Raw genomic sequence first — 25,992 nt, 5'->3', positions numbered from 1 at the left:
CCCTGCCTCCTCACTTAACAGTCCACTTCACCCAAAATTGGATCAATTGTAGACATAGCAACGACAACATCACCCACAAGATAGCCGCGGCACATCAAATCCAAGGCCTGCAAATTAATAAGTGAAGGTCTGCGAATATGCACACGATAAGGCTTAACCGTTCCATCGCTGATAATATGATATCCTACCTCACCACGCGGTCCCTCAGTTGTCACGTAAACTTCACCCTTAGGCGGCCGGAGCACCTTAGGAACTTTAGCCATGACCGATCCTTCCGGTAATCCATCCAGTGCTTGCTTTACTATTTTGGCACTTTGCCGCATTTCCTTCATTCTGACGATATATCGATCCCAATTATCTCCGGAATTTCCAAGCGGTACATCAAAAATAAAATCTTCATAAGAACTGTAGGCATTATCCTTGCGCAGATCATAATTTACTCCGCTGGCACGCAGCATTGGTCCGGTCAGCCCCAGCTGCAGCGCCTGTTCAGCAGTTATTACTGATGTATTTTTCAAACGGTGCTGAAATATTTCGTTTCCTGTAAGCAAATCATTATATTCGTCGATCATAGCTGACAGATTTTTCAAAAATACATTTATCATATCAATTACTTTTACCGACAAATCACTTTTTACACCGCCTATGCGTATATAAGAATACGTCATACGTGCACCGCAAAGTTCATTAAAAATATCTAAAATACATTCTCGATCACGAAATGGATAAATCATACCGGTCGTAGCTCCCACATCAACAGCCAGTGAACCTATAAAAATCATATGGCTCGCTATTCTGTTAAGTTCGGCCATAATCACCCTTATATATTGAGCACGTTCAGGAACTTCCAGCTGGGCCAGCTTTTCTACAGCCCGGCAATAGGCAAAATCATTATTCATCGCCGATACATAATCCAGTCTATCAGTGTATGGCATACATTGAAAATAATTACGAGATTCCATTAATTTTTCAATACCACGATGCAAATACCCCATACAGGGAACAGCTTTGACTACCCTCTCACCATCAAGAGTAAGCAATATCTGCAAGACACCGTGTGTACTGGGATGAACCGGTCCCATTGATAATTGATATTCTTCCGTCCTAATCACTTTGCTCACCGCTTCCGTCAAAATTTGCCTTAAAATCTTTACGTAATGGATGGCCTTCATAATTATCCGGCATAAGAATTCTCCTTAAATCAGGGTGGCCGATAAATTTTATCCCCATCAAGTCATATTGTTCTCGTTCCTGAAAATCAACTTCCGGCCACAGCGGCATCAATGACGGTATTTCAGGAGTTTCCCGCTTCAAGAATACTTTTATCATCAATTCTTCATATTCACTGCGGTTAACTAAATCATAAACGACTTCAAAATGATCAACATAATCGACAGACGTTACATTTGAAAGCATATCGAAACCATATTCGTTTTTCAGTAATTTCATAAAGGATAAGAAGCCACCTTTTTTTAAAGTTACTGGCGGTTTCGATAATTGTTCATCAAAATCTATATCATATAACGGATTATTTTTTATTTCCGCCAATTTATCCTTGCTTAAATAGCTCCTTTTCATTTTTGCACCTTCTGTACGTTCTCCGGATGACGTATTTTTTCTTTCAATTTAAGCATCCCGTCAATCAATGCTTCCGGGCGGGGCGGGCATCCTGGGATATAAACATCAACCGGTATTATTTTATCGATACCAGGAACGACTGAATACGCGTCGGCAAAGGGACCTCCTGCGTTAGCGCAGCTTCCCATGGCAATAACATATTTGGGTTCAGGCATCTGCTCATACAGTCTTTTCAATGGTGGTGCCATTTTCCATGTTAATGTACCTGCCACTAAAAACAAATCAGCCTGACGCGGTGAATTTCTAAATACTTCATAGCCGAATCTGGCTAAATCAAACCGAGCCGCCGCAGTGCACATCATTTCGATGGCACAGCAGGACAATCCTGACGTAAGCGGCCACAGTGAATTGCTGCGTGCCCATTTAAATAATCCATCGATACTTGTAATAAGCACATTATCCCGCAAAACCTGAGGAACTCTATCTGCTATTTCCATGTTAAAGCCCCCTTCTTCCATGCATATGCCAAACCAACGATCAATATACCGGCAAAAATAAACATTTCAGCGAGAGCAAATAAACCTATATCATTAAATTTCACAGCCCAAGGAAATAAAAAAACTGTCTCTACATCAAATACAACAAAAATAATTGCATACAAAAAATAACTTATTCGGTAACGCGGTACATTACGGCCCACAGTATCAACGCCACATTCATATTGAGAATTTTTTTCTCTATTAGGACGACGTGGTTCAATCAGTAATGGAACAATCATGGCTAGCACCGGAAAAATACCCGCAATAAGCAATAAAACAAACATTTTCATAAATCCCGACATAATATTTCCTCCATTCGAAATTTTACGATTAATTATATAAACAGGAATTGATTTTAAAAGAAAACATTCCTGATATTTTTTGAAAGTATTTCCTTTATAATATAAATATTGTCTATTGTCAAATATATTGGAATTATATTTCGCTCACATTTTCATTTATCCTATTTATGATATTGTAACAAAACTGTATTTTTTTTCCAATAATCAATAGCATGAATATGGCAGATAAATAGTATTTTAGCGTACTGTAGCTAAGATTATCTGGCATTTTCGGACAAATTACCGACACAATATTTTTCTTGCTATCCCTGTAATATATTCTTGATATGTAAGACTTTCCACACAAACATATTTTGAAAAAAATTTTATTGTGCAATTATTTTTATCAGTTTCTATTATTACCAATCATAAATACCATTAATAGTTAACACTATATTCCATGTTATTCCAGCTAAATGGCAACGAAACTTATTTTGGTTTTTCTGATTTATAAATCTCCAGGTAACGCAGCAAAAATATATAAATACACTTCAGTGCCTTATACAACCACCGCTTCCCATCTGAGAACATATGTTATTTACGTTCCTTTTGCCTGATTTTAACCATCGCGGCATATGTATGGTATAACAATGTTGATACATCTGTTTCATATTGCATTCAATAATTAATTATGCTAGAATATTTTGTACCAACCGGTAGGTTTACAGGAGGCAAATATTTTGAATAAAAAGATTTTCATTATAAAAACGGCAGCCGAACTAATACATACAAACGGCTACAATATGACTTCAGTAAGTGACATTATGCAAGCGGCACAGATCGGTAAAGGCCAGTTTTATTATTATTTCGAATCCAAACAAGAACTTGGTCTTACTGTCATTGATTACTGTTTTAAAAAATGGCAAAACCGTGTCATCAAGGAAAATTTGGCCACAGCTGCACCGCCGGAAGAAAAGATTGATAAAATGCTGCTTTGCACCATCGATATCCACCAAAAAAACGCCGGTAAATGCGGTTGTTTTTTTGGTAATCTGGCAATAGAATTAAGCGGACACAATGAGCTTTTTCGTGAGAAAATTTACCAAATGTTTGCCGAATGGACTAAATACCTTACCATTGTAATTGATGAATTGCGACAAAACACAGCTTTACCGATCCCGATACAAAGTGATATTCTGGCTCAATCCATTGTAGCTATGCTCGAAGGTGGTATCATGCTAATGAAAAACAAACAGGATATTACTCCCTTGATCAATGCTGCCAATATGGTGCGAAAAATGCTGGGTATTAAAGAAAGGACTGCATAGTATGAAACGATATATTTTTTTTACGGTGTTAATAATTATTGCCGTGTGTTTGAGTATCTACTTTTACACAGCAGCCGAACCTGCCACGCAAGTCAGCAGTCAAACTGGTATTACCGTTGGAAAGACAGCTCCACAGTTCAGTTTAAAAGATACCGACGGCAACACGGTCCAAATTAATGCAGCTAAGACGAAACAAGTATTTGTCATTAACTTCTGGGCTACCTGGTGCCCACCCTGCCGTGAAGAGATGCCTGAATTGGAAAAATTTTATAAAACCTACGGCGATAAAGTCGAATTCTTCGGTATCGACGAACAGGAACCGACGGATAAAGTGAATACTTTTATACATGATAACGCCTATACCTATCCAATTCTATCAGATACAAGCGGAGAAATTGGACAGCTATTCAAAGTACGGGCTATTCCAACCACTGTTATAATTGACAAAAACGGTACCATCGTTTACCGAAAGAGCGGCGGTGTAACAGCTGATGAACTTAAAAATGCTCTTACTAAAGTGGGGGTTCATTAATGGACAATATAACTTTAGTCAGTATTTTCGCGGCAGGAATGTTGTCATTTTTTTCTCCTTGCGTACTGCCTATGCTGCCGACATTTTCGTTAATTCTGGCCGATTCTGTTGATGGACAGAAAAAAAATCCTTGGAATATCTACATCAACAGCATCTGCTTTTTGTGCGGTTTTACTTTTATATTTTTGCTGATGGGAGCTACAGCTTCATTGGTTGGGCAGTGGTTTTTAAATTATCAGGATACAGTCCGCAAAATTGGGGCTGTCATCATTTTTATCATGGGTCTGCTTTTAGCCGGAGTTTTCAATACTTCCATATTGGGACGAGATTTCCGTCCGTTTCTTCGTCATAAATTTCGCGGCCCACTGGGTTCTTTTTTACTTGGATTAGCTTTCACTACCGGATGGACACCATGCACCGGTCCTATTCTTGCCACAATTCTCATTTATGCCGGAGCAACCTCAACAGTTGGAATGGGTATACTATTTTTATTAGTTTATTCACTTGGATTTTCCATCCCATTTTTTGTAATCGGCATTATTTTTAGAAAATATCTGCCTCGCATGCATTGGCTCTATGAATGGCTGCCATTAATCCAAAAGGTTGTAGGCTATCTACTCATCATTCTAAGTATTTTCATCTGGATGGACTGGCTGGAAAAAGGTCTAGGCTTGTTATTAGCTTTATAATCTGCGTGACAGCCTTTTATATTTCCCAGCTTAATTTAATTTAAATGTACCGTCTTGACAAGTAAAACACCTTGACACAGCTTCTGTCATCGGATATAATATGATTTATAATTAATTTAGCTGCCGAGGTGAATAACGTGTTGGACAACTTTTTAAGGCTTAGCGCTTTATTTGATTGTTATGGCTCGTTGTTGACGGGCAAACAGCAAAAATGTTTAAAAATGCATCTGTATCAGGATTGGTCACTGTCTGAGATAGCCGCATGTCTGCATATTTCACGTCAGGCGACCTATGATATGCTGCATCGCTGCGAGATTACTTTAGAAAAATACGATGCCAATCTTGATCTTCTTCAAAAAGATAAAAACCGCCAGAAGGCTTTACTTGATATCGCTGCCGATGTCAATTCGCTCCGAAATGGGTTTCAGGTAAACCGTCTTAATTCTATCGAAAATAAAATAAAAGCCTTATTGAATACATAATTGTATAAAAGGGGGAATATTATTGATTTTTGAATCTTTGAGTGAAAAATTACAAAATACTTTCAAAAAACTGCGCGGTCATGGACGATTATCAGAATCCGACGTTGATGCAGCAATGCGCGATATCCGAATGGCACTTCTTGAAGCCGATGTAAATTTTAAGGTAGTTAAAAATTTTGTAGCTAAAATCCGGGAACGAGCCATCGGTTCAAACATATTAGACAGCCTTACCCCAGCACAGGCTGTCATAAAAATAGTAAATGAGGAACTTACTGATCTGATGGGCGGCTCGGTAAGTCGAATAAATATTGCACCTAATCCTCCCACAATAATAATGATGGTAGGACTGCAGGGTGCCGGTAAAACCACTTCTGTGGGTAAACTTGGCGTCATGTTCAAGAAACAAGGCAAGCATCCATTATTTGTCGCGGCCGATGTATACCGTCCGGCTGCCGTAAAACAGTTACAGGTGCTTGGTGATCAACTTGCCATTCCGGTTTTTTCACTGCCTGAGGGCAGTAATCCGGTTGATATTGCCCGACAAGCCATACAACAGGCTGTCAGCCATACTAACGACATTGTCATCATAGACACTGCTGGGCGACTTCATATTGATGAGGCTCTCATGCAGGAACTAGTGACTATAAAGTCTTCTGTTCATCCCCATGAAATATTGCTCGTTGTAGATGCCATGACTGGTCAGGATGCTGTTAATGTGGCGGAAAGCTTTAATGCTGATCTTGGTCTGGATGGTGTTATATTAACAAAAATGGATGGCGACGCCCGTGGCGGAGCTGCTTTATCTGTAAAAGCCGTGACCGGTTGTCCTATAAAGTTTGTTGGTACCAGTGAAAAGATTGAAGCTTTGGAACCATTTTACCCGGATCGCATGGCTTCCCGTATTCTTGATATGGGTGATGTGTTATCACTCATCGAAAAGGCCCAGGAAACATTCGATGCCGGTGAAGCCAAAAAAATGGAAAAAGCACTCCGGAAGAATCAGTTCACGCTTGATGATTTTTTAAACCAGATGCAGCAGATAAAAAAACTTGGCTCACTCGATAAAATTATTGGCATGCTGCCCGGCATGGGCGGATTGAAAAAAAAGCTTGGCAATGTCGATATGGATTTAAAAAACAACAAGGAATTAGCCCACATTGAGGCTATTATCCGTTCAATGACTTTTGCCGAAAGAAATAATCCTGCAATAATAAACGGCAGCCGGCGTAAACGTATTGCTGCTGGCAGCGGCACACATGTGCAGGACGTCAATAAATTGTTAAAACAATTTACCGAAATGAAAAAAATGATGAAAAAAATGACTAATTTAAAAGGCAAAAAAGGGTTGAAAGGAATTCCAAAGGGATTAGGTAACATGAAATTCCCATTTTAAGGAGGTGAAATCAAATGGCAGTAAAAATCCGTCTTAACCGTATGGGGGCAAAGAAAAGCCCATTCTATCGTATCGTTGTAGCAGATGCACGTGCTCCCCGTGATGGTCGTTTTATTGAAATCATAGGCAATTATGATGCAACCAAAAACCCGGCTATCGTAAATATAGATGAAGAAAAAGTCATCGATTGGATGACTAAAGGTGCACAGCCTACTGATACAGTAAAATCATTATTATCCAAGCAAGGTACAATGGCTAAATTCGCCGCAGCAAAAAAAGCGAAGAATTAAGAAAGAGGCTATGATATGAAACAGCTTATTGAGCTTATAGCAAAATCTTTGGTAGACAATCCCGCCATGGTAATCGTGAACGAAAAAAACGATGGTGAAACACTCGTCTATGAACTTTCCGTTGCCGATGATGACATGGGAAAAGTTATCGGTAAGCAGGGTCGTATTGCTAAAGCATTACGCACTGTCGTTAAAGCCGCGGCAGCTCGTAAATATAAAAAAGTCATAGTTGATATTATTTGATACACAGCGGCAACGGACTTTGCATCCTTGCCGCTGTTGTCGTATAACATTGAGGAGGCCAAATAATTATGGAAACAATAACTTTGCAATGCCCGATAACCGTCAAAGCAAAAGTAACGGAAAAATTCAAAACCGACATGCTGCATAATCTCAACCGGCAAATTGAAAAAATCAATGCCGAAGTATCACATATCGAAAAAGATATGAAAAAAGTCTTAGCTGAACAAAGTACCGGTGATGTACAGCGCGTTTCCATGCTGCTACAGCGTATGGAAGAAGAAAAACAAAAACGTTTATCCTATCGGGAAAATATCAAAAATCAAATAACCGATACCGAAGGATTAGAAGTTGGGGCTGAAGTAGTACAAGGAACTTTACAGCGTCTGGTTGAAGTAAAAATTGGTGATACCATGCCGGGAATAATGAATACGGAGCTTTTAGTCGAAGATGGAAAAATCATTGAAATGCGCGACTAACCAGGAATTCCTGACAATTGGCCGGATTGGTAAACCGCATGGCATAAAAGGTGACGTACGCGTCTATCCACTTACTGATTTTCCTGACAGATTCAATAATTTGCATAAAGCCTATATAGATGGTACTGTTATTACTATTGCAGCTGCCCATCCCAGTAATGATTTTATTATCATGCAGATAAATGGTTTTGACAGCAGGGAAAAAGCTGCCGTTCTAACCGGTAAATTTCTCAAGATTGCCAAATCTGATGCCGCTCCATTAGCCGAAGGTGAGTATTATTTCTTCGACATAATCGGATTGGATGTATTTGATGAAAATGGTGTTTTTCTTGGAGTAATCACTGACATTCTGAAAACCGGCAGTAATGATGTTTATGTCATTGAAAAAACAACAGGTCAATTACTTATACCTGCTTTAAAAAAAGTTGTTACCAATATTGATATAAATAATAAACGCATGGATATTATCATGCCAACTGAAAATTAATATGGATATAAATATAATCTCTTTATTTCCCGAAATGTTCAACAGTCCTTTCGGTCACAGTATAATAAAACGGGCGATGGACAAACATATAATTAATATTGATTTTACCAATCCCCGCGATTTTACTTATGACCGCCACCATCAGGTAGATGATGTTCCCTTTGGCGGCGGTGCCGGAATGGTCTTAAAACCGGAGCCGTTTTTTCGTGCCGTGGCATCTGTAAAAAATACACTTCCAACTAATAAAAATACTCGTGTTATTTTGCTGTCACCCGAGGGAAAAGCATTTTCGCAACAAACAGCTAAAAATTTGTCTACCTATGATTCTTTAATATTCATCTGTGGTCATTACGAAGGTTTTGATAATCGCATTACCGAAAATCTGGCTGAGGACATAATATCTATCGGCGATTATGTCTTGACTGGCGGTGAACTAGCCTGCATGGTTATAGTGGACGCCGTATGCCGCATGCTGCCTGATGTTTTAGGATCAAAAGAATCAGCTTTAACTGATTCTTTTTATAACGGCTTATTGGAATATCCGCAGTATACCAAACCACGCTATTATAAAAACATGACTGTACCTGATGTCTTGCTATCAGGGAATCATCGAAAAATTGATGAATGGCGCCGAATCAAGGCCTTAGAAAAAACCCGTCTTAAACGTCCCGACTTGTTAGATAAAATTAATTTATCACCGGAAGAAATTAACGCTGTTAAAAAACTAAAAAATGATTGCACCAAAAATTAAACTATGCTAGAATAAAAAAGTATTGCAATCGGTCCTCTGGTGGAAGTATACCATGAACGATTGATATTAAGGAGGAAACACAATGAATATCATCCAGGTTTTAGAGCAGGAACAGTTGAGGAAAGATATTCCTCAATTCCAGTCAGGTGACACCGTGCGTGTCCATGTAAAAGTAGTTGAAGGAACTCACGAACGTATCCAAATGTTTGAGGGAGTTGTCATTGCCCGCCAAGGCAGCGGCGTACGTGAAATGTTCACTGTAAGACGTATTTCTTATGGTATCGGTGTTGAACGTACATTTCTTGTCCATTCACCACGCTTGGAAAAAATTGATGTCGTACGCAGAGGCGTTGTACGCAGGGCAAAACTTTACTACTTACGTAATTTGACAGGTAAGGCCGCTCGTATCAAAGAAAGACGCTGATAATTCATTATTGGGGACTGCGGCTTGAGGCAGTCCTCTTTATTTTTAACTAAAATTTACCTTTGGAGGCTGAATATGAATAAATCGTTGGGTGCCGAACTTAAAGATTGGATTATATCAATTGTCATTGCAATAGTACTTGCTTTATTTATACGTCACTTTATAGTTGAACTTTATCTGGTCGACGGCCCATCTATGCAGCCAACCCTACTCAGCCATGAACGTTTAGTAGTAAATAAATTCATCTATCATTTTCGTACTCCGAAAAAAGGAGAAATATTGGTATTCCAATATCCCCGCGATCCCAGCCGTGACTTCATTAAAAGAGTCATCGCTATTCCTGGTGATACCATCGAAATCAAAGATGGTCATGTTTTTGTAAATAATCAACTGCAAAATGAACCTTTCATCTTAAGCCAGACTAGAGGTGATTATCCACTCACCACCATACCAGACGGACATATATTCGTGATGGGAGATAATCGCAATAATTCTGAAGACAGTCGTTTCCCCGATGTTGGCTTCGTTCCGTTTGATTTGATAAAAGGTAAGGCCGTGCTGGTTTTTTGGCCTTTAAGTAATTTACATACCTTACCGTGAATTTACTGCAATATAGTCTCATCGTTTTAATAATTCTGATGAATAGAAATCAAACGTCGGTAAAAACACCGACGTTTTTTCAATAAATAAAAAAGGTGACTAAAATGGATGAACAAAAAAGACCTCTTACTACAGTTCAGTGGTTTCCCGGCCATATGGCCAAAGCCCGCCGTCTGATCGAAGAAAATCTAAAAGTAGTCGATATAATAGTTGAACTTCTCGATGCCCGCATTCCCCTATCCAGCTCTAATCCTATAATTATGGGATTGATAGGTAATAAACCACATATAATTGTCTTAAACAAAGCTGATTTAGCTGACAGCGGCATTACCCGTGAATGGATAAAATTTTACAAGCGCATGGGTAAGTCAGCTTTGTCCATAGACTCTGTAAAAGGGAAAAATATTAAAGAACTTACCCAGACAATTGCCCGGCTGACAGAAAAACAAACCTCTCGTTTTTCTGCCCAAGGTGCTAAAGCACGCAGTGCCCGTGCCATGATTGTTGGCATACCTAATGTCGGTAAATCATCCCTTATTAATCGTCTGGCCGGTACAATTGCCGCTAAAACCGAAAATCGCCCTGGTGTCACTCGTGCCAAACAATGGATACGAATAGGCAAAAACATCGACTTACTTGACATGCCAGGTCTTTTGTGGCCCAAATTTGATGATCCTTCAGTAGGACTCAATCTTGCTTTTACCGGAGCGATAAATGATGATGTATACGACAAAAACAATGTTGTATTATCCCTTTTGGATTTTCTCAAAGAGCATTATCCACATGCGCTGCAGAATCGTTTTAAACTTACCGAAATCCCCACTGCAAACGAAGATTTATTGTCACTGATTGGGAAAAAACGGGGTTATTTGATAAAGGGTGGTGCCATTGATGAAGAAAAAACTATTACAGCTGTCTTTACAGATTTTCGCAGCGGCCGGTTAGGGAAAATTTCCTTGGAATCACCACAAGCCTGATTACCATCTACAACTAAATAATTTCCAGCCCAATCTCACCCTTGATAACACAGGGGTGTTTTTACTTAACAGGCGATTTACTATAAAGATTACGGCTGAGACGGATAAACTCCCGCATTGCGGATGTCTGATAGGCATTTTTCCTATATGCTATAAATATTTTTCGCACAGCGGCAGGATCTTTTATTTTATAATATACTAACGCATCACTAAGCATCGATTTTCGCACCAATGAATCAGTAAGAAAAGTTATGCCCAATCCCTGCCTTGCCATATGATAAGCCGTCATGAGCTGATTTAAATAAAGCCTAACCTTAGGGGAAAATCCACTATTGCGGCATAATTCCAGTGAACGTCGATACATATCGTTGCCACGTCCCAACAATAAAAACTCCTCCTCGGCGAAATCGGCCAATGCCACAGCGGGAATATTTTCATTATTAACTGTCCCCGCTATGATATCCTTTTGTGTCAATTGGGCGGCACTATGACTTTTATTCTGTATATTATTACTTGGCACGGCCAATAAAATATGATCTTCCATAAGTGATATACTCTCATAAAAATTTATATTATATAAACCACTGTCAACTATCAAGTCTATTTCATCAGTCAGCAGTCTTGCATAAAGGTCAGCTGAATCTGATTCAGTGATACGCAATTGAATCTTTGGACAGTTTTTACTAAAAGCCTTTATCATAAATGGCAACATACATGATGCAAAAAAATTTGTTCCACCTAATGATAGATTACCACTTTGTAAATTTGCCAAATCTCCCACATAACTTTTAAAATTCTTTTGTATGGTCAAAATTTGTTTGGCCGCCTTAATATAGGCCTTGCCAGCTGTGGTCAATTGAATGGGGAAGGCAGAGCGATCAAACAGCGGCATTCCCAATTCTTTTTCTACTTTTTTTACAGTACTACTTAAAGCCGGTTGGGAAATAAAAAGCTTACGGGCTGCTGCTGAAAAACTTTTTTCACAATAAACCGCATAAACATATTCCATACTTTGCATGACTTTCACCTCGTTATAATTTATTTTTATAGAAATTATATAATTATATGTATTTGATTATATTATTGCGCAATGCTATGCTAAAAACAAGCAATAAAGCATATTTCAGAGGTGTCAAAAATGAAAACTATCGGAATTATCGGCGGTATGGGACCAATGGCTACAGTTGATCTTCTAAGAAAAATCATTTTATCGACCAATGCACAAAAAGATCAGGATCATATTCATGTCATTGTTGATAATAACACATCCATTCCAGATCGTTCTGAAGCCATTTGGGGAAAAGGTCCATCTCCGGTTTCTCAGCTTTTGCAATCAGCTGATCGACTTACTGATGCCGGTGCCGATTTCTTAATAATGTCATGCAACACAGCGCATTTCTTTTTACCAAAGCTGCAGCCACATTTACGTGTGCCATTTTTGAATATGATTGAAGAAACAGCGAAATACTGTGTCAGTAAGCAAATTCATCATGTTGGTCTGCTTGCCTCCGGCGGCACATATACTTCCGGTATTTACAATAAAATATTTGCCAAATTTAATATTAACGTATCAGTCCCTGATGATGCAGGAAAAGAAATATGCCACAAAATAATTTTTGAAGGAGTCAAGGCCGGTAATGACAACTATAGTACCCAGCCTTTTCAATCTGTATTACAAAAAATGCGTCAAGAAGGTGCTGCTTCATTTATACTTGGCTGCACAGAAATGCCTCTGGCAATTAAAACTTATAATATTGCCGGGCATTTTATCGATGCTACTCAGGTTTTGGCAGAATCTGCTGTACGTTTTGCCGGAGCTCCATGTAAAAGCTACCTGTGAACAGCGTTTATCGCTCAGCTGATCATACCAATTAAACCAATTAATTAACAAAATTTTATAAAATTACAAACTTAACAAGGAAAAAATACACCTTATAAAGAATTAACTATAAGGTGTATTTTATTTTTACATCATATAAAATATTATTTACCACAGGTGCTATTATGAATCTTACAAATTTATCCACTAAAGATATTGCTGTCTTACTGTCATCTCCGCAAGTATCAGAAAATTTACTCACTGCCCTGCAAATAGATGAACGTAAAACAGTAAAAAGACTTTTATCACATTATAAAAATGAGCAGGCCGAAAAAAAACGACTGCATAATTTATATAAATATGAATATCATTTCAATGCGCAGGGATTAAAATATATTGCCGGAGTCGATGAAGCCGGCCGTGGTCCACTGGCCGGTCCGGTGATTGCTGCAGCAGTTATATTGCCGCTCGGTTGTTATATTCCTAAATTAAATGATTCGAAAAAATTATCTGCTGCCGCCCGAGAAAAAATCTACCAGCAGATTCTTGACCAGGCAATAGCAATAAGCCGTTCTTTTATCGATGAAAAAACAATTGACCGCATAAATATATATCAAGCTTCAATGAATGCCATGTATAACGCAATCTATGATCTGCCAACAGTACCACAAGAAGTACTCATAGATGCCACTCCTCTTGATGATCTTGAAATTCCCCATTTGTCAATAATCAAAGGAGACGCAAAAAGTGCTTCTATTGCAGCTGCCTCTATAGTCGCCAAAGTGGAACGAGATCGATTGATGATACAATATGATAGACAATACCCACAATATGGTTTTTCTCAGCACAAAGGCTATGGGACAAAACAACATGTTATCGCTCTTACAGAATACGGTCCTTGTCCTTTACATCGACGTTCCTTTGAACCGATAAAATCAATGCTCAGCGATTAAGGGGGAAATACTCATGCCGCTGCAAACAGGAATAAATCCGACCAATGCAACAAATTCACAACCAACAGTTCCTATCAAAAGCACTTCATCTGACCCAATAGTAAGTGACCCTTCTGATTCGCGTCCTCAAACCAATCTGTCTATAAAAAATGCTGTTTCTGATTTATCCGGTATCTTATCAGAAATAGCCAATATGCAAGATAGTTCCATCAACAGTTTATCTCCTGAACTACAACAATTAGTACAAGATATATTACAAAACTCTTTTTCACTTGATAAAACTTTGGCACAAAGTCTGGGGGATACTTTGCAAATACGCCGCTATACCTTTGATCAGCTTGCTACTTTGGGGAAATTTCTTACCCAATTAGGTGATCTAATGGAAAATGGTGATTTTACAGAATTACCAACTGACATAAAAACTATTTTAACATCTTTTCGTTCATTGACAGCGCAGACAGGAGACATGCCTACAACAGTTGACTTAGTAAAAACCGCATTCAAACTCCTTAATGGTCAAGATTTTTCCGAGCTGCCAGACACCCTGAAACAACTTTTAAAATCCAATGATTCCTCCGTTGAAATTAACACTCCCATCAATCAACCCTTGCAATCATTGAAAAATGCTTTAACTGCCCTATTTAAAGATGATGCATTAATAACCTTTACCAAACCAACCGCAACCACAGAACAATCGGCTGACAATACTGAGACTGCTGCCCGGCAATCCATTGACAGTTCTTCTCCGTCCGATATAACACCGGCTATCAAGGACTCTCGCCCAATCGTTTCGGCTCATTCTTCCGATAATATAGCAACAAATACAGCAACTGATAAAAGTACATCTGCCACTTCTATTATTGAAAACACCACATCTATCAGCAAAGAAAATGTTTCTGCTCCACCATCTGTAATTGAAACAAATTCTTCTGTATTAAAAGAAAACAACGCTACTATCCCTACCGGTGAAATTTTAAAACAGGCTGCTGCTATCAAAGCAAATATCAACACTTCAATTATAGCGGATGCAACAACTAGTCAGGTACTTGACACACCAGCAGTGGTAAATTCTCAGATGCCTTTATTACCTGATTTATTTAATAATACGCCTCAATCTATCAATGCTCTACGTGAATTAGGCCAGCTTGCCTTACAGAACAACGAATTAACTTCTACTGATATCACTTTAATAAAAAACTTTATAAACGGAACACAAACTACTTTACCTGACAATCAGGCCGCACAGCTTCAAAAAGTTCTACAAGTCATCACCACTAATATGCCGGGGCTCATCACGCAGGCAACAGATAAACAAGGTTTACCCAATCTGGCAAAATTATGGGCTTTTATCCAGCTTAGTGACATCAGCACTATTAATGAAACCGGTGCGGAATCATTAAAACAATCAGGAAAAGATATCAACGATTTTTCTAAAATAATGAACAACTCTTTTTCAACCGGTTCCGCAACAGCACTTACCCAAAAATCATTAGATTTTATCATTCCTATATTTTTTGACGAGCAAAAAAGCTACCCAGCCTATATTAATATCTATGATGACAAGCACAAAGGTTCAAATTCTGATGAAGAACAACATGAAACCTGGTTTCGGGTATGCTGTTTAACAGAAAACGCCGGTGCGGTAGAAATTGTTCTGCGCCTGTATAATAAACAACAGTTGAATATTCGTTTGGCCTTTTCCAACGGTAATACAGCGATTGCATTTGAAGATTATCTGCCAGAACTGCGTACTTATCTCCACAAAACAAAACTCGTCCTCACCGAATTAAAAATCGGTGCCATAGACTAAACCTTATTTTAGGAGTAAATTCATCATGGATGACCAAGAAAAAGAACCAACTGTTCCTGACAGGCAGGCTGTTGCCCTGCGCTATCGGGAAAAAGAGGGAAAAGCCCCCAGAGTAATTGCCAAAGGCCGCGGTTACACTGCCGAAAGCATTTTGCAAACGGCTCAACGCAATGCTGTACCAATATATCAAGATAAAACCCTTCTCAGTATGCTCATGGCATTAGAACTGGATCGTGAGATCCCACCTGAAATGTACGCTGTAGTAGCTGAAATATTAGCTTATGTTTATCGCATCGACAAACGTGATAAATCAAAAACAGATTTATGAGTTTGCGATTATGAATAATAAACAAATCGGCAATTTAGGTGAAATATATGCTGCCGACTATTTTAAGAAATATGGATATACAATTCTAGCCAAAAATTATACAACAAAGTACGGTGAAATTGATCTCATTGTGCGTCAGCAAAAAATGATCATATTTGTAGAAGTCAAAACCCGTAAAAATGATTTTTTCGGCACGGCAGGACAGGCAGTAAACCATAAGAAGCAACAAAAAATCATTCATACTGCCCAGCTTTATATAGCGCAGCACCAAAATCCATCTATTTCTTATCGTTTTGATATTATTGAAATTTACTATAGTTTTTCTGACCAATATAGATTAAATCACATAAAAGGAGCATTCGAAATCTGATATATGAATAATGAAAGAAAGCGTATCATCGTTGGTATAACCGGTGCCAGTGGTTCTATATATGCATTAAAATTTTTAAAAATTTTACGTTCGGTCAATATTGAGTCACATCTTGTAATAACACATTCCGGTATGAAAGTATTACAATATGAATGCGATTTAACAATGCCGACCATTAAAAATCTTGCCGACTTCATATATAATGTTGATGATATTGGAGCGGCTATTGCCAGCGGTTCATTTCTCTGCGATGCAATGGTTATCATTCCCTGTTCAATGAAGACCATTGGTTCAATTGCAGCTGGTATATCTGATAATCTCCTGATTCGTGCTGCCGACGTTACGATAAAAGAAGGACGACCGCTTGTATTGGTACCGCGGGAAACTCCTTTAAGTCCTATCCATTTGGAAAATATGCTCAAATTATCCCGCATAGGTATAAAAATTGTTCCGGCATGTCCCGGTTTTTACCACAAACCAGATAAAATAGATGATCTGGTCAATATCATGGTTGGAAAAATCTGCGACCAATTGCATATCAAAAACACTTTATTTAATCGTTGGTCAGGCGAATATTAAAAGACAGGTGATTTCTATGTTTGCCAAAACATTTGGTGCGACAACTGCCGGCATTGACGGTGTCCTTATAGAAGTGGAAGCTGATTCAGCCAATGGCCTGCCGGCTTTTGATATTGTCGGATTACCCGATGCCGCTGTCCGTGAAGCTAAAGAGCGAGTAAGAACAGCAATTAAAAATACCGGTATAAAATTGCCGGCAAAAAAAATTACCATTAATCTAGCTCCCGCCGATTTAAAAAAAGACAGCTGCGGTCTTGATTTACCCATAGCTGTGGCAATTTTAGCAGTATATGGCTTGTTACCGCAAAATGTCTGTCAAAACGCAATGTTTGCCGGTGAACTTTCCCTGGAGGGAAAGTTGCGATGCATCCAAGGTATACTGCCTATAGCCATACGCTGCCGCCAGCAAGATATACCGACGTTGTTTTTACCAGCTGGCAATGAACAGGAAGCGTTATTGGTTGACGGTCTTAAAATACATCCTATTCAAAAATTAACTGAACTAATAGATTTTCTGACTGGACAGGTTTCATTATCACCAGCTAAACAAAATTTCAATTTTTCTCACAATACTGCACAACATGAAATTATGGATGATTTTTCTGATGTACAGGGACAATTCATGGCTAAAAGAGCTTTGGAAATAGCTGCAGCCGGCGGTCACAATGTCCTCATGTGCGGAGCTCCAGGCACCGGCAAAACCATGCTGGCCAGACGAATGCCCACTATCCTGCCAAAAATGTGCTCACAGGAAGCACTCGAAGTTACCAAAATTTATAGCATTGCCGGCCTTTTAAAAAGAGATAACGGACTCATAACACAACGCCCCTTTCGCAGCCCCCACCACACTATTTCCAACGCCGGAATGATTGGCGGCGGAACAATTCCCAAGCCTGGAGAAGTCACATTAAGCCATAATGGCGTATTGTTTTTAGACGAACTACCAGAATTCAATAAATCAACACTTGAAGTTCTACGTCAACCGCTGGAGGATCAAAAAATATCCATCTCACGTGTAAATGCTTCCTATACTTTTCCCTCGCATTTCACACTTATTGCCAGCATGAATCCATGTCCGTGCGGATTTCTCGGGGACAAAGACCGACCCTGCACTTGCAGCCCGCATGAAATAAAACGTTACACCAAGAAAATATCAGGACCACTGCTTGACAGAATTGATATTCACATCCAAGTACCGCGTATCGACTATAATGAAATGATGAATGACAAAAAAACCGAAAATTCTGCTTCCATACGCAATAGAGTAGAAAAAGCCCGGCAAATTCAAATCCAGCGTCTGATAAGATATAACCTGCACTGCAATGCCCAAATGAATCACGCTCTCATAAAAAAACACTGCCGCCTGACAGACAGTGCCCAGACTATGCTAAAAACGATATTTGATCAGATGAAATTAAGTGCCCGTTCTTACGATCGACTTATAAAAGTTGGTCAGACTATTGCCGATTTGACTGGTGAACCACATATAACGGAACAACATATCGCTGAATCCGTTCAATTCAGAAATAATTTATCTATCAATGATTTATAATTTTACCTCATAATAAGGTGGTATCTTTATGCTTTATACCGGAAACACTAAAAATCTTGGCGTCGTTGGCAATCCCATACATCACTCTCTTTCTCCCGTCATCCAAAATACCGTTTTGCAAAGCATGCAGCTCGACTATGCTTACATTGCCATGAAAGTAAATGAAAAAGATCTGCCAATTGCCGTGGCGGGACTCAAAGCGCTGCATTTTTGCGGTTTTAATATAACTATTCCACATAAGATAAATATCATGCAATACTTAGATGATATTGATCCTGCTGCACAATTGATTGGTGCAGTTAATACCGTTGTCATCAAAAATAATAAACTATACGGTTATAATACTGATTATGAAGGATTCATTACTGCCTTATATGCTAAAAATTTCCCGCTGAAAAACAACTCAGCAGTGATTCTAGGTGCCGGTGGTGCCGCTAGAGCTGTCATCTACGGATTACATTCCGCCGGTATAAAAACAATACATATCGGTGCCCGTAATATTGACAGGGCACGGCACACTGCTGCGGATTTCAGCCACCTGACAGATATTCATACATATAATTGGACAGAATACGAATTCAAAAAAATACTGCATGACACACCATTGCTCATAAATACAACACCTTTAGGAATGTATCCGCATATAGATGAAATGCCTCCTATAGATATATCTTTGCTGCCGGCTTCCACACTTGTCTATGATGTAATATATACCCCGGAAAAGACTAAACTGTTAAAAACTGCCGAAACCATGGGACATCCAATACTTAATGGTGAATATATGCTGGCCGGACAGGGTGCCGCCGCACTAAAAAAATGGCTTGGACGAAAAGATATCGACATTGACCTTATGCGTATAGCGCTGCATGATGCACTGCAGAAAAAATTATGAAAAATACAGCAATCTCTTCCAATGTATCACTTGCTGATTTGGCAAAAAAAGCTCTGCCAACAACCAACTATATTTCTGATAGCCGCCGACTGGATCTTAATATAAGCGGTGCGCCTCTTGTCACTTTAGTTGATAAAATTATAACCGATGCCATCTTGCAAAAAGCCAGCGACATTCACATTGAACCACAAAATAAAACACTGACCATTCGATTTCGCATTGATGGCATCTTAATTAACTACGCACAACTTGATTTGCCTCTGCATCCACTCATAATTGCCCGAGTCAAAATAATCAGCGGTATGGATACCGTTGAGCAGCGGAAACCGCAAGACGGCAGCCTATCTTATGAATTTTCCAATAAAATGATCAATTTACGCATATCGGTACTGCCAACTATTTTGGGAGAAAAAATGGTTTTACGCTTATTAAATACTTCCGGAAAACTGTTCAATATAGATGAATTGGAATTATCAAAATATAATAAATATTCATTTGAAAATATTTATAATCATACCAGTGGTCTTATCATCAGTACCGGTCCTGTTAATTCCGGTAAAACAACGACTCTATACGCTATTTTAAACAAACTGAATACACCGGAAAAAAATATTGTTACTATCGAAGATCCTATAGAATGTAATCTTTCCGGAATTACACAAATTCAGATTAACGAAAAAACCAGCCTTACGTTTGAAAATGGTCTGCGGGCCGTCCTGCGGCAGGATCCCGACATTATTCTCATCGGTGAGATACGTGATGAAATAACTGCACGAATAGCTATACGTGCGGCACTTACCGGGCACTTGGTATTAACCACCCTGCACACTAATAATGCGGTTACGGCTGTCTTGCGTCTGCTTGATATGGGTATCGAACCATATTTACTGTCAGCTACACTAATCGGCTGTATTTCTCAAAGATTACTTCGCCGTATCTGTCCTAATTGCTCAACTCGCAAAACTTTTACAGCAAACTCTCCACAAACAATTTTTCTAAAAAAACATAACTATTCACAAACTAATTTATTATATGGAAGTGGCTGTGAAAAATGTCACGGCACTGGTTACTCCGGTAGAATTGCCATACAAGAAATACTCCCCATTGCAACTGAAATGCAAAAAGCAATAAATAATACTCCAGATAGTACCATCTTAAAAGATATTGCCATAAAAAATGGTATGAAGCCATTAATATATGATGCCTTAGCTAAAGCTATGCAAAATAAAACGACTGTAGATGAAATCATGAGGATAATCGACGATGACAGCAAATAGAAACTGCCTTGATAAATTCAATGAACTTATCCTTAACCTGCCGACCGATTGCTCTGATGTGCACATTACTGCCGATAGAAATTGTTTTTTCCGTGTTGACGGACTTCTTATGCCCTTGATACCGATTGTAATTTTCACCACCAAGGAACTGCATCAATTTCTCCGGTATTTACTTAATGATCGGGAAAATATTGCCTGGCACAAAAATAATACTGTCGATATAGCACATACAGTTAGCAAAAAAAGACTAAGAATAAATATATACCAACAAAATCAGCATATTGCCTTAGCTGTGCGCCTTATCAACAATCACGTACGTTCACTGGAAAGTGAAGAATACCCACCTATATTAAAAAATTTTATCCGTAACAGCAACGGACTGATTTTAATAACCGGACCATCCGGTTCCGGTAAATCTTCCACATTATCCGCCATGCTTGCCTACCGTGCCGAACAAACTCCATGTCATATAATTACATTAGAAGATCCCATAGAATATCTATTTACATCTGCCAAAAGTCTTATCCATCAACGTGAATATGGTACTGATTTCACCGAATTTGAACTTGCTCTAAAAAGTGCCATGCGGCAAGACCCCGATATAATTTTTATCGGTGAAATACGTGATCAGCAAACAATGCAGGCCGCTTTTTCTGCAGCACAAACAGGTCACTTGGTCTTATCTACCCTGCATACCTCCAATGTAGTCGAATCGCTTATCCGCATTGAAGGTCTATTTCCGACACAACTGCAAACTATTGTACGATTAGAATTATCGCTAATACTGCGAGGAATAATAGCGCAGCAATTATTGCCTATGTCCAATGGTGGCAGAATTTGCGCTATGGAGATATTGACTGCCACTGATGCCGTACGACATCTGATAGCCGCCGGCCAATTTCAACAAATAAAATCCATTGTGCAGACAAGTAAAAAAGCCGGCATGCAGACAATGGAAATGTCCATAACTGAACTGCAACGCAAAAAACTCATCACATAATCACATTTTGGAGAAATAAACTATGAAAAAATACGTATATTCCGCCAAAAACGATTCCGGCAATTTGATAAATGGTTCACTTTGGGCCAATTCATGTCGGGAAGCAGCTGAATTATTACGGGTGCAGAATATTTTTGTTCTCAGCCTGTCAGAAGAAACTTCCCACATAAAACGATATTTTACTGCTCTTTCGCTTTTTAACAGCAGTTTAAATTTAATTGCTGTCACATCGTTATGCCGTCAATTGAGCATAATGCTAAAATCCGGCATTACTCTTCAAGACGCTCTAGAGAACATTGAACAACAAAATAAAAATAAAACAACCAAAAACATTTTATCTGCAGTCTGTCTGCAAATGCAAACCGGCAAGACCTTTTCAGACAGTTTGCTGCCATATGAAAAATTTTTCCCACCTACTTTTCTTACACTAGTCACAATAGGCGAAACCAGTGGTCAATTGGCCGAAATGCTGCAAAAAGCAGCTGTTTATCTGGAACAGACTTATTCAGCCAGAGAAAAATTAAAAACAGCTGCCATATATCCACTTATCCTCATAAGTGTTTTCCTAACGACCGCGATTATAATGTTTATGGTGATTTTACCAATGTTTATCGAATTATTTAATAATCTCAATATCTCCCTGCCACTGGTTACAAAAATAGTTTTATACTTAGGCTTGACTATAAAAAACTATGGCCTTCTGATGACATTATTTACCATATTGACATTTCTCTGCTGCAAAATATTATATGAATCATCTCCCCGTCGGCAAAATATCTTTCACTTACTAATTTTTAAAATTCCGCTGTTGGGCAGATTATTGCTTAATATTACATTATTACAGTTATGCAGCGCACTGTCAATTATGATTGCTTCCGGTATCACAATTGACAAGGCACTATCGATAATACCCCCAATATTTGCTTCAGGCAAATATTAAACAAAGCTCAACTCGGTATCCAAAAAGGTCATTCACTATCAGCTGCTCTATCAGGCAGCGATCTGTTACCGCCTCTATTTATGCAAATGCTTACTATCGGAGAAAAAAGCGGTAACCTGGCACAATTAATGAATGACACAGCTGAATTTTATCAAAATGATACGGATTTACTTTACAAAAGAATTATTGCTCTTGCCGAACCCTGCATGATCATTATAATTTCAATATTTATCGGAATTTTTGTGGCAGCCGTAGCCTTACCCATGTTTGAAGCCGCATCACAAATTCCTATGTGAGGAGAATATTCATGACAAAATCTGTTTTTAAAGACTGCCGTGGTTTCACCCTGCTTGAAATGATGATAGTTATTGTATTACTAGGAATATTAGCTACTTTAGCAATTCCAAAATTCAATAATTCGATAGCTCTGGCCAATACAGCAAAAATTCAGTCAGATTTACAGACATTAAATACTGCTATTGCCATGCATATTATTCAATATGGCAAAAATCCCACCGATCTAAAAAAAGATTTGGGCAATTACATTGATAATATTGATGAATTATCACCACCACAGGGGACTTGTTTTCTGAAAACCGGTGAAAAATTAAAAATAACTGCTAAATCATACACTCTAGATTCTATCGGTGAAACTGCTTTATGTCAGGAACATCCTTTAAAAGATTTTGGGACCGGTGAAAAATGAACACATTAATATCTAATTTTTCAAATATTTCATTTGACTTTCTGTATTATTTTCCAACAAATATATTTGAGCAAACTGTCAGCACATTATCATTACTTTACTTATTAACCAAAATTTCTTATATTGACTACAAAACATTAATCATTCCCAATAAATTATTACTGCCGTTATTAATTATCGGTGCATTGCATCAAACAATGCATCGCACCAATATTTCACTACTGGATATAGGTTTTTCATTACTATTCATAAGTTTCATTTTTCTTCCAATATATTTTCTAACGAATTCATTGGGTGGTGGTGACGTTAAGATGAGTTATTGTCTGGCTGTTTGGCTGCCGTATCCTCTCATAACAGCAGCAATTACAATAGCCGTGCTCAGTGCCCTCCTTACCGGCATATTCTTAATCAAATGCCATAAAGCTTCTATTACCACACCTATGCCTTTTGGCCCTTTTCTATCATTAGGCGGGAGTATCACTTTTTTGCTAAGTGAAGAATTAATGCGCATAACAAACTATTGGTGTATTTTATGAGAAACTCCAGTGCCGGTTTTGTATATATTGAGTTATTAGCAGCTTTACTTATAATAATGCTGTCATTTTCACTGCTTTTACCAAAAATTTTGTCTCCGGAAAAAACCAGAGTAGATTTTGCTGCCCAATATCTTGTCAGCAATCTGAGGCTCATTCAACAGAAAAGTTTTATGCAGCCTCATGAAACAAAAAATCCCTTTAACTCTCATATCATCATAAATTCCCAATCATATGAAATATATATGACTTCACCAAACCAACCAATTATAGTTAAACTCCCTGACGGTGTCACCATGCTGTCCAACAGGGGACATGTATTTTCCTTCAATCGCGGTGACAATTATACTGCCACAACAGCAACGATAACTATAACAAGTAAAAATCATACAGCCAAAGTCATAATTAATTCTTATGGCCGTATACGAATGGGTGACTAATATGAACCAAAAAGGATTTTTTTTATTATCGCAAATAATCATACTGAGCATCATACTTCTTACCAGCAGCATGATCTTCACCATTTTTCAACTTTATGCACGCTCTCAAAATACTGCAGCAGCGCATTTAACTGCTGTTTATTTTGCCCGCCGGGAAATTTCCATCTCCGAAGGACGCCTGCTTGCCGGAGAAAAAAATATTTCTGATGGTATATTGACTGATTATTTTCAGGAAAAAAACGATTTCACTTTCCATATAAAAACCACGTTAACAACTTCCGGTGTATTCAAAATCATTACTACAACGATTTACTGGCAGTCGTCTGCAATTCCTACTGAATTAATACTGAGTAAAATATTATATGAAAATTAATAAATTCCTATATAAAAATAATACCGGCAGTATACTATTAGAGACGCTGCTATCGTTGAATCTATTGGTCATCATTTCACTAAGTCTTACTGTATTACTTCTATCGATACTGCATCTATATATTAAAAATCTCTATCAAATAGAACTACGTACCCAAATGAATTTTGCCGCTGAATGCATGCTTCAAGATATAAAACATGCTGAATCAGTAATCATTTCCCAGGAAAATGGTCATGATACTATAATCATAAAGACACGTGCTGCTACCGGTGGCACCGACTCCACTCCAACCTATATAACATATCGTCAAGACAATCTCAAATATTATTCCCGTATACTCAAAAACAATAATCCTATAACCGGTGATAATACTTTTTGCAGTACTGCAATTCGCTTTACTTGCAAACCAATATCGGTCTTTGATAACAATCGCACCTATTTAATTGAACTTAAAGGAAGACACCAAATGACCCAAAAATACTTTTACCTGGAATCCGCTGCCACAATACTTGGACAAAGAATAATGTATGAGGTGAAAAATGAATGAAAAAGGTTTTTTTACACTGCTTGGCATATCTTTCTTACTTCCAATGCTTTTTCTGATCTCAGGACTTTTCCTCATTTTTACCAATGAGCAAAAAATGTCGTCACTAACTTTGGAAGGTACCTATGCACAATACCTCGCTGAAAACGCCTTAGAAAAAACACTAGCTGACCTTTGCAGCGACTTATCCGTCTATGACCAAATATGTGAAGAAGCCCGTTATCAAAACATATCCTATAAAAAAACTCTTTATACCGAAACCGCAGATTTAAATGGCCGACCGACTAAAGTTACCGTATCACTGCGTTTCTTCAATTACAGTGCTTCTTATTTTACCCTTAGTTCAGTGGGAGAATACGGTAATACTGCCAAGCGTATAACAGTATATATCAAGGAAACCAATCATATCTTATCCATTGTACGGTGGGATTATCATGAACAACCAAACATTTAAAACCCTGCTATACACTCAACATGCAGATATTATTACATTAACAATTGAAAATGATAACGTCTACTTGGCACAACTATCACTTAGCGAAAACATTTGGACAATAAAAAATATTGAGCATTGTATCACCAACTCCCCACTTAACAGTGATGACTTTATTGATCAGTTAAAAAATAAAACAACAAAATTTCCCAATAACAAACTACCACTTTATATTACTTTGCCGTCATATGATATCACTGTTTATAACAGTATTTTTCCCATCATGCCTGTCAATGAATTGACTAAAGCTGTCTACTGGGACATACAAGGCAATCCATCCATTGATATCGACCTGGACTGATATAATAAAAGC

The 25,992-nt window shown here is 38.3% G+C and carries 37 protein-coding genes; 32 read left to right on the top strand and 5 right to left on the bottom strand.

What is annotated here, in order from left to right:
* Positions 1 to 14 precede the first annotated feature (14 nt).
* From I6751_RS08390 to I6751_RS08375, 4 genes are read right to left on the bottom strand one after another with little or no spacing between them, the layout of a single operon-like run.
* Positions 15 to 1,112, bottom strand: a complete 1,098-nt coding sequence (locus I6751_RS08390; protein WP_196591041.1) for an NADH-quinone oxidoreductase subunit D — start codon at positions 1,110 to 1,112, stop codon at positions 15 to 17.
* Complete coding sequence (locus I6751_RS08385) at positions 1,105 to 1,578, bottom strand: NADH-quinone oxidoreductase subunit C (RefSeq protein ID WP_196591040.1); 474 nt, start codon at positions 1,576 to 1,578, stop codon at positions 1,105 to 1,107. The genes I6751_RS08390 and I6751_RS08385 overlap by 8 nt, the downstream gene beginning before the upstream one ends.
* Positions 1,575 to 2,075: an NADH-quinone oxidoreductase subunit B gene (locus I6751_RS08380; protein ID WP_196591039.1), complete on the bottom strand. Its 501-nt coding sequence runs from the start codon at positions 2,073 to 2,075 to the stop codon at positions 1,575 to 1,577. The genes I6751_RS08385 and I6751_RS08380 overlap by 4 nt, the downstream gene beginning before the upstream one ends.
* Positions 2,066 to 2,419, bottom strand: coding sequence for an NADH-quinone oxidoreductase subunit A (locus I6751_RS08375; RefSeq protein WP_196591038.1), 354 nt, complete (start codon positions 2,417 to 2,419; stop codon positions 2,066 to 2,068). The genes I6751_RS08380 and I6751_RS08375 overlap by 10 nt, the downstream gene beginning before the upstream one ends.
* Before the next feature lie 719 nt (positions 2,420 to 3,138).
* Here I6751_RS08375 and I6751_RS08370 point away from each other — a divergent pair.
* The 13 genes from I6751_RS08370 (at position 3,139) to ylqF (ending at position 11,070) form a co-directional block, all read left to right on the top strand.
* On the top strand, positions 3,139 to 3,726 hold the full coding sequence (locus I6751_RS08370; protein ID WP_231037881.1) for a TetR/AcrR family transcriptional regulator: 588 nt from the start codon (positions 3,139 to 3,141) through the stop codon (positions 3,724 to 3,726).
* A gap of 1 nt (position 3,727) precedes the next feature.
* Positions 3,728 to 4,258, top strand: coding sequence for a TlpA family protein disulfide reductase (locus I6751_RS08365; protein WP_196591037.1), 531 nt, complete (start codon positions 3,728 to 3,730; stop codon positions 4,256 to 4,258).
* The gene (locus tag I6751_RS08360; protein ID WP_196591036.1) at positions 4,258 to 4,947 is read left to right on the top strand and encodes a cytochrome c biogenesis CcdA family protein; all 690 of its coding nucleotides are present in this window, start codon (positions 4,258 to 4,260) and stop codon (positions 4,945 to 4,947) included. Before I6751_RS08365 ends, I6751_RS08360 begins: the two co-directional genes overlap by 1 nt.
* Positions 4,948 to 5,087: 140 nt before the next feature.
* Positions 5,088 to 5,429, top strand: coding sequence for a YlxM family DNA-binding protein (ylxM, locus tag I6751_RS08355; protein WP_196591035.1), 342 nt, complete (start codon positions 5,088 to 5,090; stop codon positions 5,427 to 5,429).
* A 22-nt stretch (positions 5,430 to 5,451) separates the two neighbouring features.
* On the top strand, positions 5,452 to 6,822 hold the full coding sequence (gene ffh, locus I6751_RS08350; protein ID WP_196591034.1) for a signal recognition particle protein: 1,371 nt from the start codon (positions 5,452 to 5,454) through the stop codon (positions 6,820 to 6,822).
* 14 nt (positions 6,823 to 6,836) lie between these two features.
* Positions 6,837 to 7,112, top strand: a complete 276-nt coding sequence (rpsP, locus tag I6751_RS08345) for a 30S ribosomal protein S16 (protein WP_182186462.1) — start codon at positions 6,837 to 6,839, stop codon at positions 7,110 to 7,112.
* Positions 7,113 to 7,127: 15 nt separating this feature from the next.
* Positions 7,128 to 7,355, top strand: coding sequence for a KH domain-containing protein (locus I6751_RS08340; protein ID WP_196591033.1), 228 nt, complete (start codon positions 7,128 to 7,130; stop codon positions 7,353 to 7,355).
* A 68-nt stretch (positions 7,356 to 7,423) separates the two neighbouring features.
* Positions 7,424 to 7,831 carry a YlqD family protein gene (locus I6751_RS08335; protein WP_196591032.1) on the top strand — a complete coding sequence of 136 codons (408 nt, stop codon included), beginning with the start codon at positions 7,424 to 7,426 and terminating at the stop codon, positions 7,829 to 7,831.
* A complete protein-coding gene (gene rimM, locus I6751_RS08330) occupies positions 7,803 to 8,318 on the top strand; it encodes a ribosome maturation factor RimM (RefSeq protein WP_182186467.1) in 516 nt (171 codons plus the stop codon). Before I6751_RS08335 ends, rimM begins: the two co-directional genes overlap by 29 nt.
* Position 8,319: 1 nt before the next feature.
* Positions 8,320 to 9,069 carry a tRNA (guanosine(37)-N1)-methyltransferase TrmD gene (trmD, locus tag I6751_RS08325; protein WP_196591031.1) on the top strand — a complete coding sequence of 250 codons (750 nt, stop codon included), beginning with the start codon at positions 8,320 to 8,322 and terminating at the stop codon, positions 9,067 to 9,069.
* Positions 9,070 to 9,151: 82 nt separating this feature from the next.
* A complete protein-coding gene (gene rplS, locus I6751_RS08320) occupies positions 9,152 to 9,493 on the top strand; it encodes a 50S ribosomal protein L19 (protein ID WP_182186471.1) in 342 nt (113 codons plus the stop codon).
* Positions 9,494 to 9,568: 75 nt separating this feature from the next.
* On the top strand, positions 9,569 to 10,093 hold the full coding sequence (gene lepB / locus I6751_RS08315; protein ID WP_196591030.1) for a signal peptidase I: 525 nt from the start codon (positions 9,569 to 9,571) through the stop codon (positions 10,091 to 10,093).
* Between the two features lie 104 nt (positions 10,094 to 10,197).
* Positions 10,198 to 11,070, top strand: a complete 873-nt coding sequence (gene ylqF, locus I6751_RS08310) for a ribosome biogenesis GTPase YlqF (RefSeq protein ID WP_196591029.1) — start codon at positions 10,198 to 10,200, stop codon at positions 11,068 to 11,070.
* A gap of 61 nt (positions 11,071 to 11,131) precedes the next feature.
* Here ylqF and I6751_RS08305 read toward each other — a convergent pair whose 3' ends face one another.
* Positions 11,132 to 12,088 (bottom strand): LysR family transcriptional regulator, encoded by a 957-nt coding sequence (locus I6751_RS08305; protein ID WP_196591028.1) that lies wholly within the window; start codon positions 12,086 to 12,088, stop codon positions 11,132 to 11,134.
* 120 nt (positions 12,089 to 12,208) lie between these two features.
* On the opposite strand from I6751_RS08305, the gene cuyB reads away from it, so the two are divergent.
* The 19 genes from cuyB to I6751_RS08210 all read left to right on the top strand — a co-directional run bounded on the left by cuyB (position 12,209) and on the right by I6751_RS08210 (position 25,980).
* Positions 12,209 to 12,910, top strand: a complete 702-nt coding sequence (gene cuyB, locus I6751_RS08300) for a cysteate racemase (RefSeq protein WP_231037880.1) — start codon at positions 12,209 to 12,211, stop codon at positions 12,908 to 12,910.
* A 164-nt stretch (positions 12,911 to 13,074) separates the two neighbouring features.
* Entirely contained in the window at positions 13,075 to 13,842 is a 768-nt protein-coding gene (locus I6751_RS08295; RefSeq protein WP_196591026.1) for a ribonuclease HII, read from the top strand.
* 13 nt (positions 13,843 to 13,855) lie between these two features.
* The gene (locus tag I6751_RS08290; protein WP_196591025.1) at positions 13,856 to 15,652 is read left to right on the top strand and encodes a hypothetical protein; all 1,797 of its coding nucleotides are present in this window, start codon (positions 13,856 to 13,858) and stop codon (positions 15,650 to 15,652) included.
* A gap of 25 nt (positions 15,653 to 15,677) precedes the next feature.
* The gene (locus I6751_RS08285) at positions 15,678 to 15,980 is read left to right on the top strand and encodes an EscU/YscU/HrcU family type III secretion system export apparatus switch protein (RefSeq protein WP_182186484.1); all 303 of its coding nucleotides are present in this window, start codon (positions 15,678 to 15,680) and stop codon (positions 15,978 to 15,980) included.
* 10 nt (positions 15,981 to 15,990) lie between these two features.
* On the top strand, positions 15,991 to 16,350 hold the full coding sequence (locus I6751_RS08280) for a YraN family protein (RefSeq protein ID WP_196591024.1): 360 nt from the start codon (positions 15,991 to 15,993) through the stop codon (positions 16,348 to 16,350).
* Between the two features lie 3 nt (positions 16,351 to 16,353).
* Positions 16,354 to 16,929, top strand: a complete 576-nt coding sequence (locus I6751_RS08275; RefSeq protein WP_182186487.1) for a UbiX family flavin prenyltransferase — start codon at positions 16,354 to 16,356, stop codon at positions 16,927 to 16,929.
* Between the two features lie 16 nt (positions 16,930 to 16,945).
* On the top strand, positions 16,946 to 18,481 hold the full coding sequence (locus I6751_RS08270; RefSeq protein WP_196591023.1) for a YifB family Mg chelatase-like AAA ATPase: 1,536 nt from the start codon (positions 16,946 to 16,948) through the stop codon (positions 18,479 to 18,481).
* 28 nt (positions 18,482 to 18,509) lie between these two features.
* On the top strand, positions 18,510 to 19,373 hold the full coding sequence (locus I6751_RS08265; protein ID WP_196591022.1) for a shikimate dehydrogenase: 864 nt from the start codon (positions 18,510 to 18,512) through the stop codon (positions 19,371 to 19,373).
* Positions 19,370 to 20,650, top strand: a complete 1,281-nt coding sequence (locus tag I6751_RS08260) for a GspE/PulE family protein (protein ID WP_196591021.1) — start codon at positions 19,370 to 19,372, stop codon at positions 20,648 to 20,650. Before I6751_RS08265 ends, I6751_RS08260 begins: the two co-directional genes overlap by 4 nt.
* Entirely contained in the window at positions 20,637 to 21,650 is a 1,014-nt protein-coding gene (locus I6751_RS08255; protein ID WP_196591020.1) for a type IV pilus twitching motility protein PilT, read from the top strand. The genes I6751_RS08260 and I6751_RS08255 overlap by 14 nt, the downstream gene beginning before the upstream one ends.
* A gap of 22 nt (positions 21,651 to 21,672) precedes the next feature.
* Positions 21,673 to 22,590 carry a type II secretion system F family protein gene (locus I6751_RS08250; RefSeq protein WP_196591019.1) on the top strand — a complete coding sequence of 306 codons (918 nt, stop codon included), beginning with the start codon at positions 21,673 to 21,675 and terminating at the stop codon, positions 22,588 to 22,590.
* Entirely contained in the window at positions 22,551 to 22,886 is a 336-nt protein-coding gene (locus I6751_RS08245; RefSeq protein ID WP_196591074.1) for a type II secretion system F family protein, read from the top strand. The genes I6751_RS08250 and I6751_RS08245 overlap by 40 nt, the downstream gene beginning before the upstream one ends.
* An 11-nt stretch (positions 22,887 to 22,897) precedes the next feature.
* Positions 22,898 to 23,296, top strand: coding sequence for a type II secretion system protein (locus I6751_RS08240; RefSeq protein ID WP_196591018.1), 399 nt, complete (start codon positions 22,898 to 22,900; stop codon positions 23,294 to 23,296).
* Complete coding sequence (locus I6751_RS08235; RefSeq protein ID WP_196591017.1) at positions 23,293 to 23,832, top strand: prepilin peptidase; 540 nt, start codon at positions 23,293 to 23,295, stop codon at positions 23,830 to 23,832. Before I6751_RS08240 ends, I6751_RS08235 begins: the two co-directional genes overlap by 4 nt.
* Positions 23,829 to 24,269 (top strand): hypothetical protein, encoded by a 441-nt coding sequence (locus tag I6751_RS08230; protein WP_196591016.1) that lies wholly within the window; start codon positions 23,829 to 23,831, stop codon positions 24,267 to 24,269. Before I6751_RS08235 ends, I6751_RS08230 begins: the two co-directional genes overlap by 4 nt.
* A gap of 1 nt (position 24,270) precedes the next feature.
* The gene (locus I6751_RS08225) at positions 24,271 to 24,642 is read left to right on the top strand and encodes a hypothetical protein (RefSeq protein WP_196599071.1); all 372 of its coding nucleotides are present in this window, start codon (positions 24,271 to 24,273) and stop codon (positions 24,640 to 24,642) included.
* Positions 24,632 to 25,189, top strand: a complete 558-nt coding sequence (locus I6751_RS08220; protein ID WP_196591014.1) for a hypothetical protein — start codon at positions 24,632 to 24,634, stop codon at positions 25,187 to 25,189. Before I6751_RS08225 ends, I6751_RS08220 begins: the two co-directional genes overlap by 11 nt.
* Positions 25,182 to 25,640 carry a hypothetical protein gene (locus tag I6751_RS08215; protein ID WP_196591013.1) on the top strand — a complete coding sequence of 153 codons (459 nt, stop codon included), beginning with the start codon at positions 25,182 to 25,184 and terminating at the stop codon, positions 25,638 to 25,640. The genes I6751_RS08220 and I6751_RS08215 overlap by 8 nt, the downstream gene beginning before the upstream one ends.
* Positions 25,621 to 25,980: a hypothetical protein gene (locus I6751_RS08210; protein ID WP_196591012.1), complete on the top strand. Its 360-nt coding sequence runs from the start codon at positions 25,621 to 25,623 to the stop codon at positions 25,978 to 25,980. Before I6751_RS08215 ends, I6751_RS08210 begins: the two co-directional genes overlap by 20 nt.
* Positions 25,981 to 25,992 lie beyond the last annotated feature (12 nt).

Source organism: Pectinatus frisingensis (assembly GCF_015732285.1).
Taxonomy (GTDB): domain Bacteria; phylum Bacillota; class Negativicutes; order Selenomonadales; family Selenomonadaceae; genus Pectinatus; species Pectinatus frisingensis.
The sequence above is the reverse complement of the archived record's forward strand: the minus strand, read 5'-3'. Positions and strand labels throughout refer to the sequence as shown.

Bases quoted from the DNA above. Each gene is read 5' to 3' on its own strand.
- I6751_RS08285 (WP_182186484.1), top strand. From the start codon at position 15,678: ATGGATGACCAAGAAAAAGAACCAACTGTTCCTGACAGGCAGGCTGTT.
- I6751_RS08275 (WP_182186487.1), top strand. From the start codon at position 16,354: ATGAATAATGAAAGAAAGCGTATCATCGTTGGTATAACCGGTGCCAGT.
- I6751_RS08230 (WP_196591016.1), top strand. From the start codon at position 23,829: ATGAGAAACTCCAGTGCCGGTTTTGTATATATTGAGTTATTAGCAGCT.
- I6751_RS08360 (WP_196591036.1), top strand. From the start codon at position 4,258: ATGGACAATATAACTTTAGTCAGTATTTTCGCGGCAGGAATGTTGTCA.
- rpsP (WP_182186462.1), top strand. From the start codon at position 6,837: ATGGCAGTAAAAATCCGTCTTAACCGTATGGGGGCAAAGAAAAGCCCA.
- I6751_RS08375 (WP_196591038.1), bottom strand. From the start codon at position 2,419: ATGTCGGGATTTATGAAAATGTTTGTTTTATTGCTTATTGCGGGTATT.
- I6751_RS08280 (WP_196591024.1), top strand. From the start codon at position 15,991: ATGAATAATAAACAAATCGGCAATTTAGGTGAAATATATGCTGCCGAC.
- I6751_RS08270 (WP_196591023.1), top strand. From the start codon at position 16,946: ATGTTTGCCAAAACATTTGGTGCGACAACTGCCGGCATTGACGGTGTC.
- I6751_RS08260 (WP_196591021.1), top strand. From the start codon at position 19,370: ATGAAAAATACAGCAATCTCTTCCAATGTATCACTTGCTGATTTGGCA.
- I6751_RS08225 (WP_196599071.1), top strand. From the start codon at position 24,271: ATGAACCAAAAAGGATTTTTTTTATTATCGCAAATAATCATACTGAGC.
- lepB (WP_196591030.1), top strand. From the start codon at position 9,569: ATGAATAAATCGTTGGGTGCCGAACTTAAAGATTGGATTATATCAATT.
- I6751_RS08385 (WP_196591040.1), bottom strand. From the start codon at position 1,578: ATGAAAAGGAGCTATTTAAGCAAGGATAAATTGGCGGAAATAAAAAAT.
- I6751_RS08220 (WP_196591014.1), top strand. From the start codon at position 24,632: ATGAAAATTAATAAATTCCTATATAAAAATAATACCGGCAGTATACTA.
- trmD (WP_196591031.1), top strand. From the start codon at position 8,320: ATGGATATAAATATAATCTCTTTATTTCCCGAAATGTTCAACAGTCCT.
- rimM (WP_182186467.1), top strand. From the start codon at position 7,803: ATGGAAAAATCATTGAAATGCGCGACTAACCAGGAATTCCTGACAATT.
- I6751_RS08255 (WP_196591020.1), top strand. From the start codon at position 20,637: ATGACAGCAAATAGAAACTGCCTTGATAAATTCAATGAACTTATCCTT.
- I6751_RS08215 (WP_196591013.1), top strand. From the start codon at position 25,182: ATGAATGAAAAAGGTTTTTTTACACTGCTTGGCATATCTTTCTTACTT.
- I6751_RS08380 (WP_196591039.1), bottom strand. From the start codon at position 2,075: ATGGAAATAGCAGATAGAGTTCCTCAGGTTTTGCGGGATAATGTGCTT.
- I6751_RS08265 (WP_196591022.1), top strand. From the start codon at position 18,510: ATGCTTTATACCGGAAACACTAAAAATCTTGGCGTCGTTGGCAATCCC.
- I6751_RS08335 (WP_196591032.1), top strand. From the start codon at position 7,424: ATGGAAACAATAACTTTGCAATGCCCGATAACCGTCAAAGCAAAAGTA.
- ylqF (WP_196591029.1), top strand. From the start codon at position 10,198: ATGGATGAACAAAAAAGACCTCTTACTACAGTTCAGTGGTTTCCCGGC.
- I6751_RS08240 (WP_196591018.1), top strand. From the start codon at position 22,898: ATGACAAAATCTGTTTTTAAAGACTGCCGTGGTTTCACCCTGCTTGAA.
- I6751_RS08250 (WP_196591019.1), top strand. From the start codon at position 21,673: ATGAAAAAATACGTATATTCCGCCAAAAACGATTCCGGCAATTTGATA.
- I6751_RS08210 (WP_196591012.1), top strand. From the start codon at position 25,621: ATGAACAACCAAACATTTAAAACCCTGCTATACACTCAACATGCAGAT.
- I6751_RS08305 (WP_196591028.1), bottom strand. From the start codon at position 12,088: ATGCAAAGTATGGAATATGTTTATGCGGTTTATTGTGAAAAAAGTTTT.
- rplS (WP_182186471.1), top strand. From the start codon at position 9,152: ATGAATATCATCCAGGTTTTAGAGCAGGAACAGTTGAGGAAAGATATT.
- I6751_RS08365 (WP_196591037.1), top strand. From the start codon at position 3,728: ATGAAACGATATATTTTTTTTACGGTGTTAATAATTATTGCCGTGTGT.
- I6751_RS08295 (WP_196591026.1), top strand. From the start codon at position 13,075: ATGAATCTTACAAATTTATCCACTAAAGATATTGCTGTCTTACTGTCA.
- I6751_RS08235 (WP_196591017.1), top strand. From the start codon at position 23,293: ATGAACACATTAATATCTAATTTTTCAAATATTTCATTTGACTTTCTG.
- I6751_RS08290 (WP_196591025.1), top strand. From the start codon at position 13,856: ATGCCGCTGCAAACAGGAATAAATCCGACCAATGCAACAAATTCACAA.
- cuyB (WP_231037880.1), top strand. From the start codon at position 12,209: ATGAAAACTATCGGAATTATCGGCGGTATGGGACCAATGGCTACAGTT.
- I6751_RS08340 (WP_196591033.1), top strand. From the start codon at position 7,128: ATGAAACAGCTTATTGAGCTTATAGCAAAATCTTTGGTAGACAATCCC.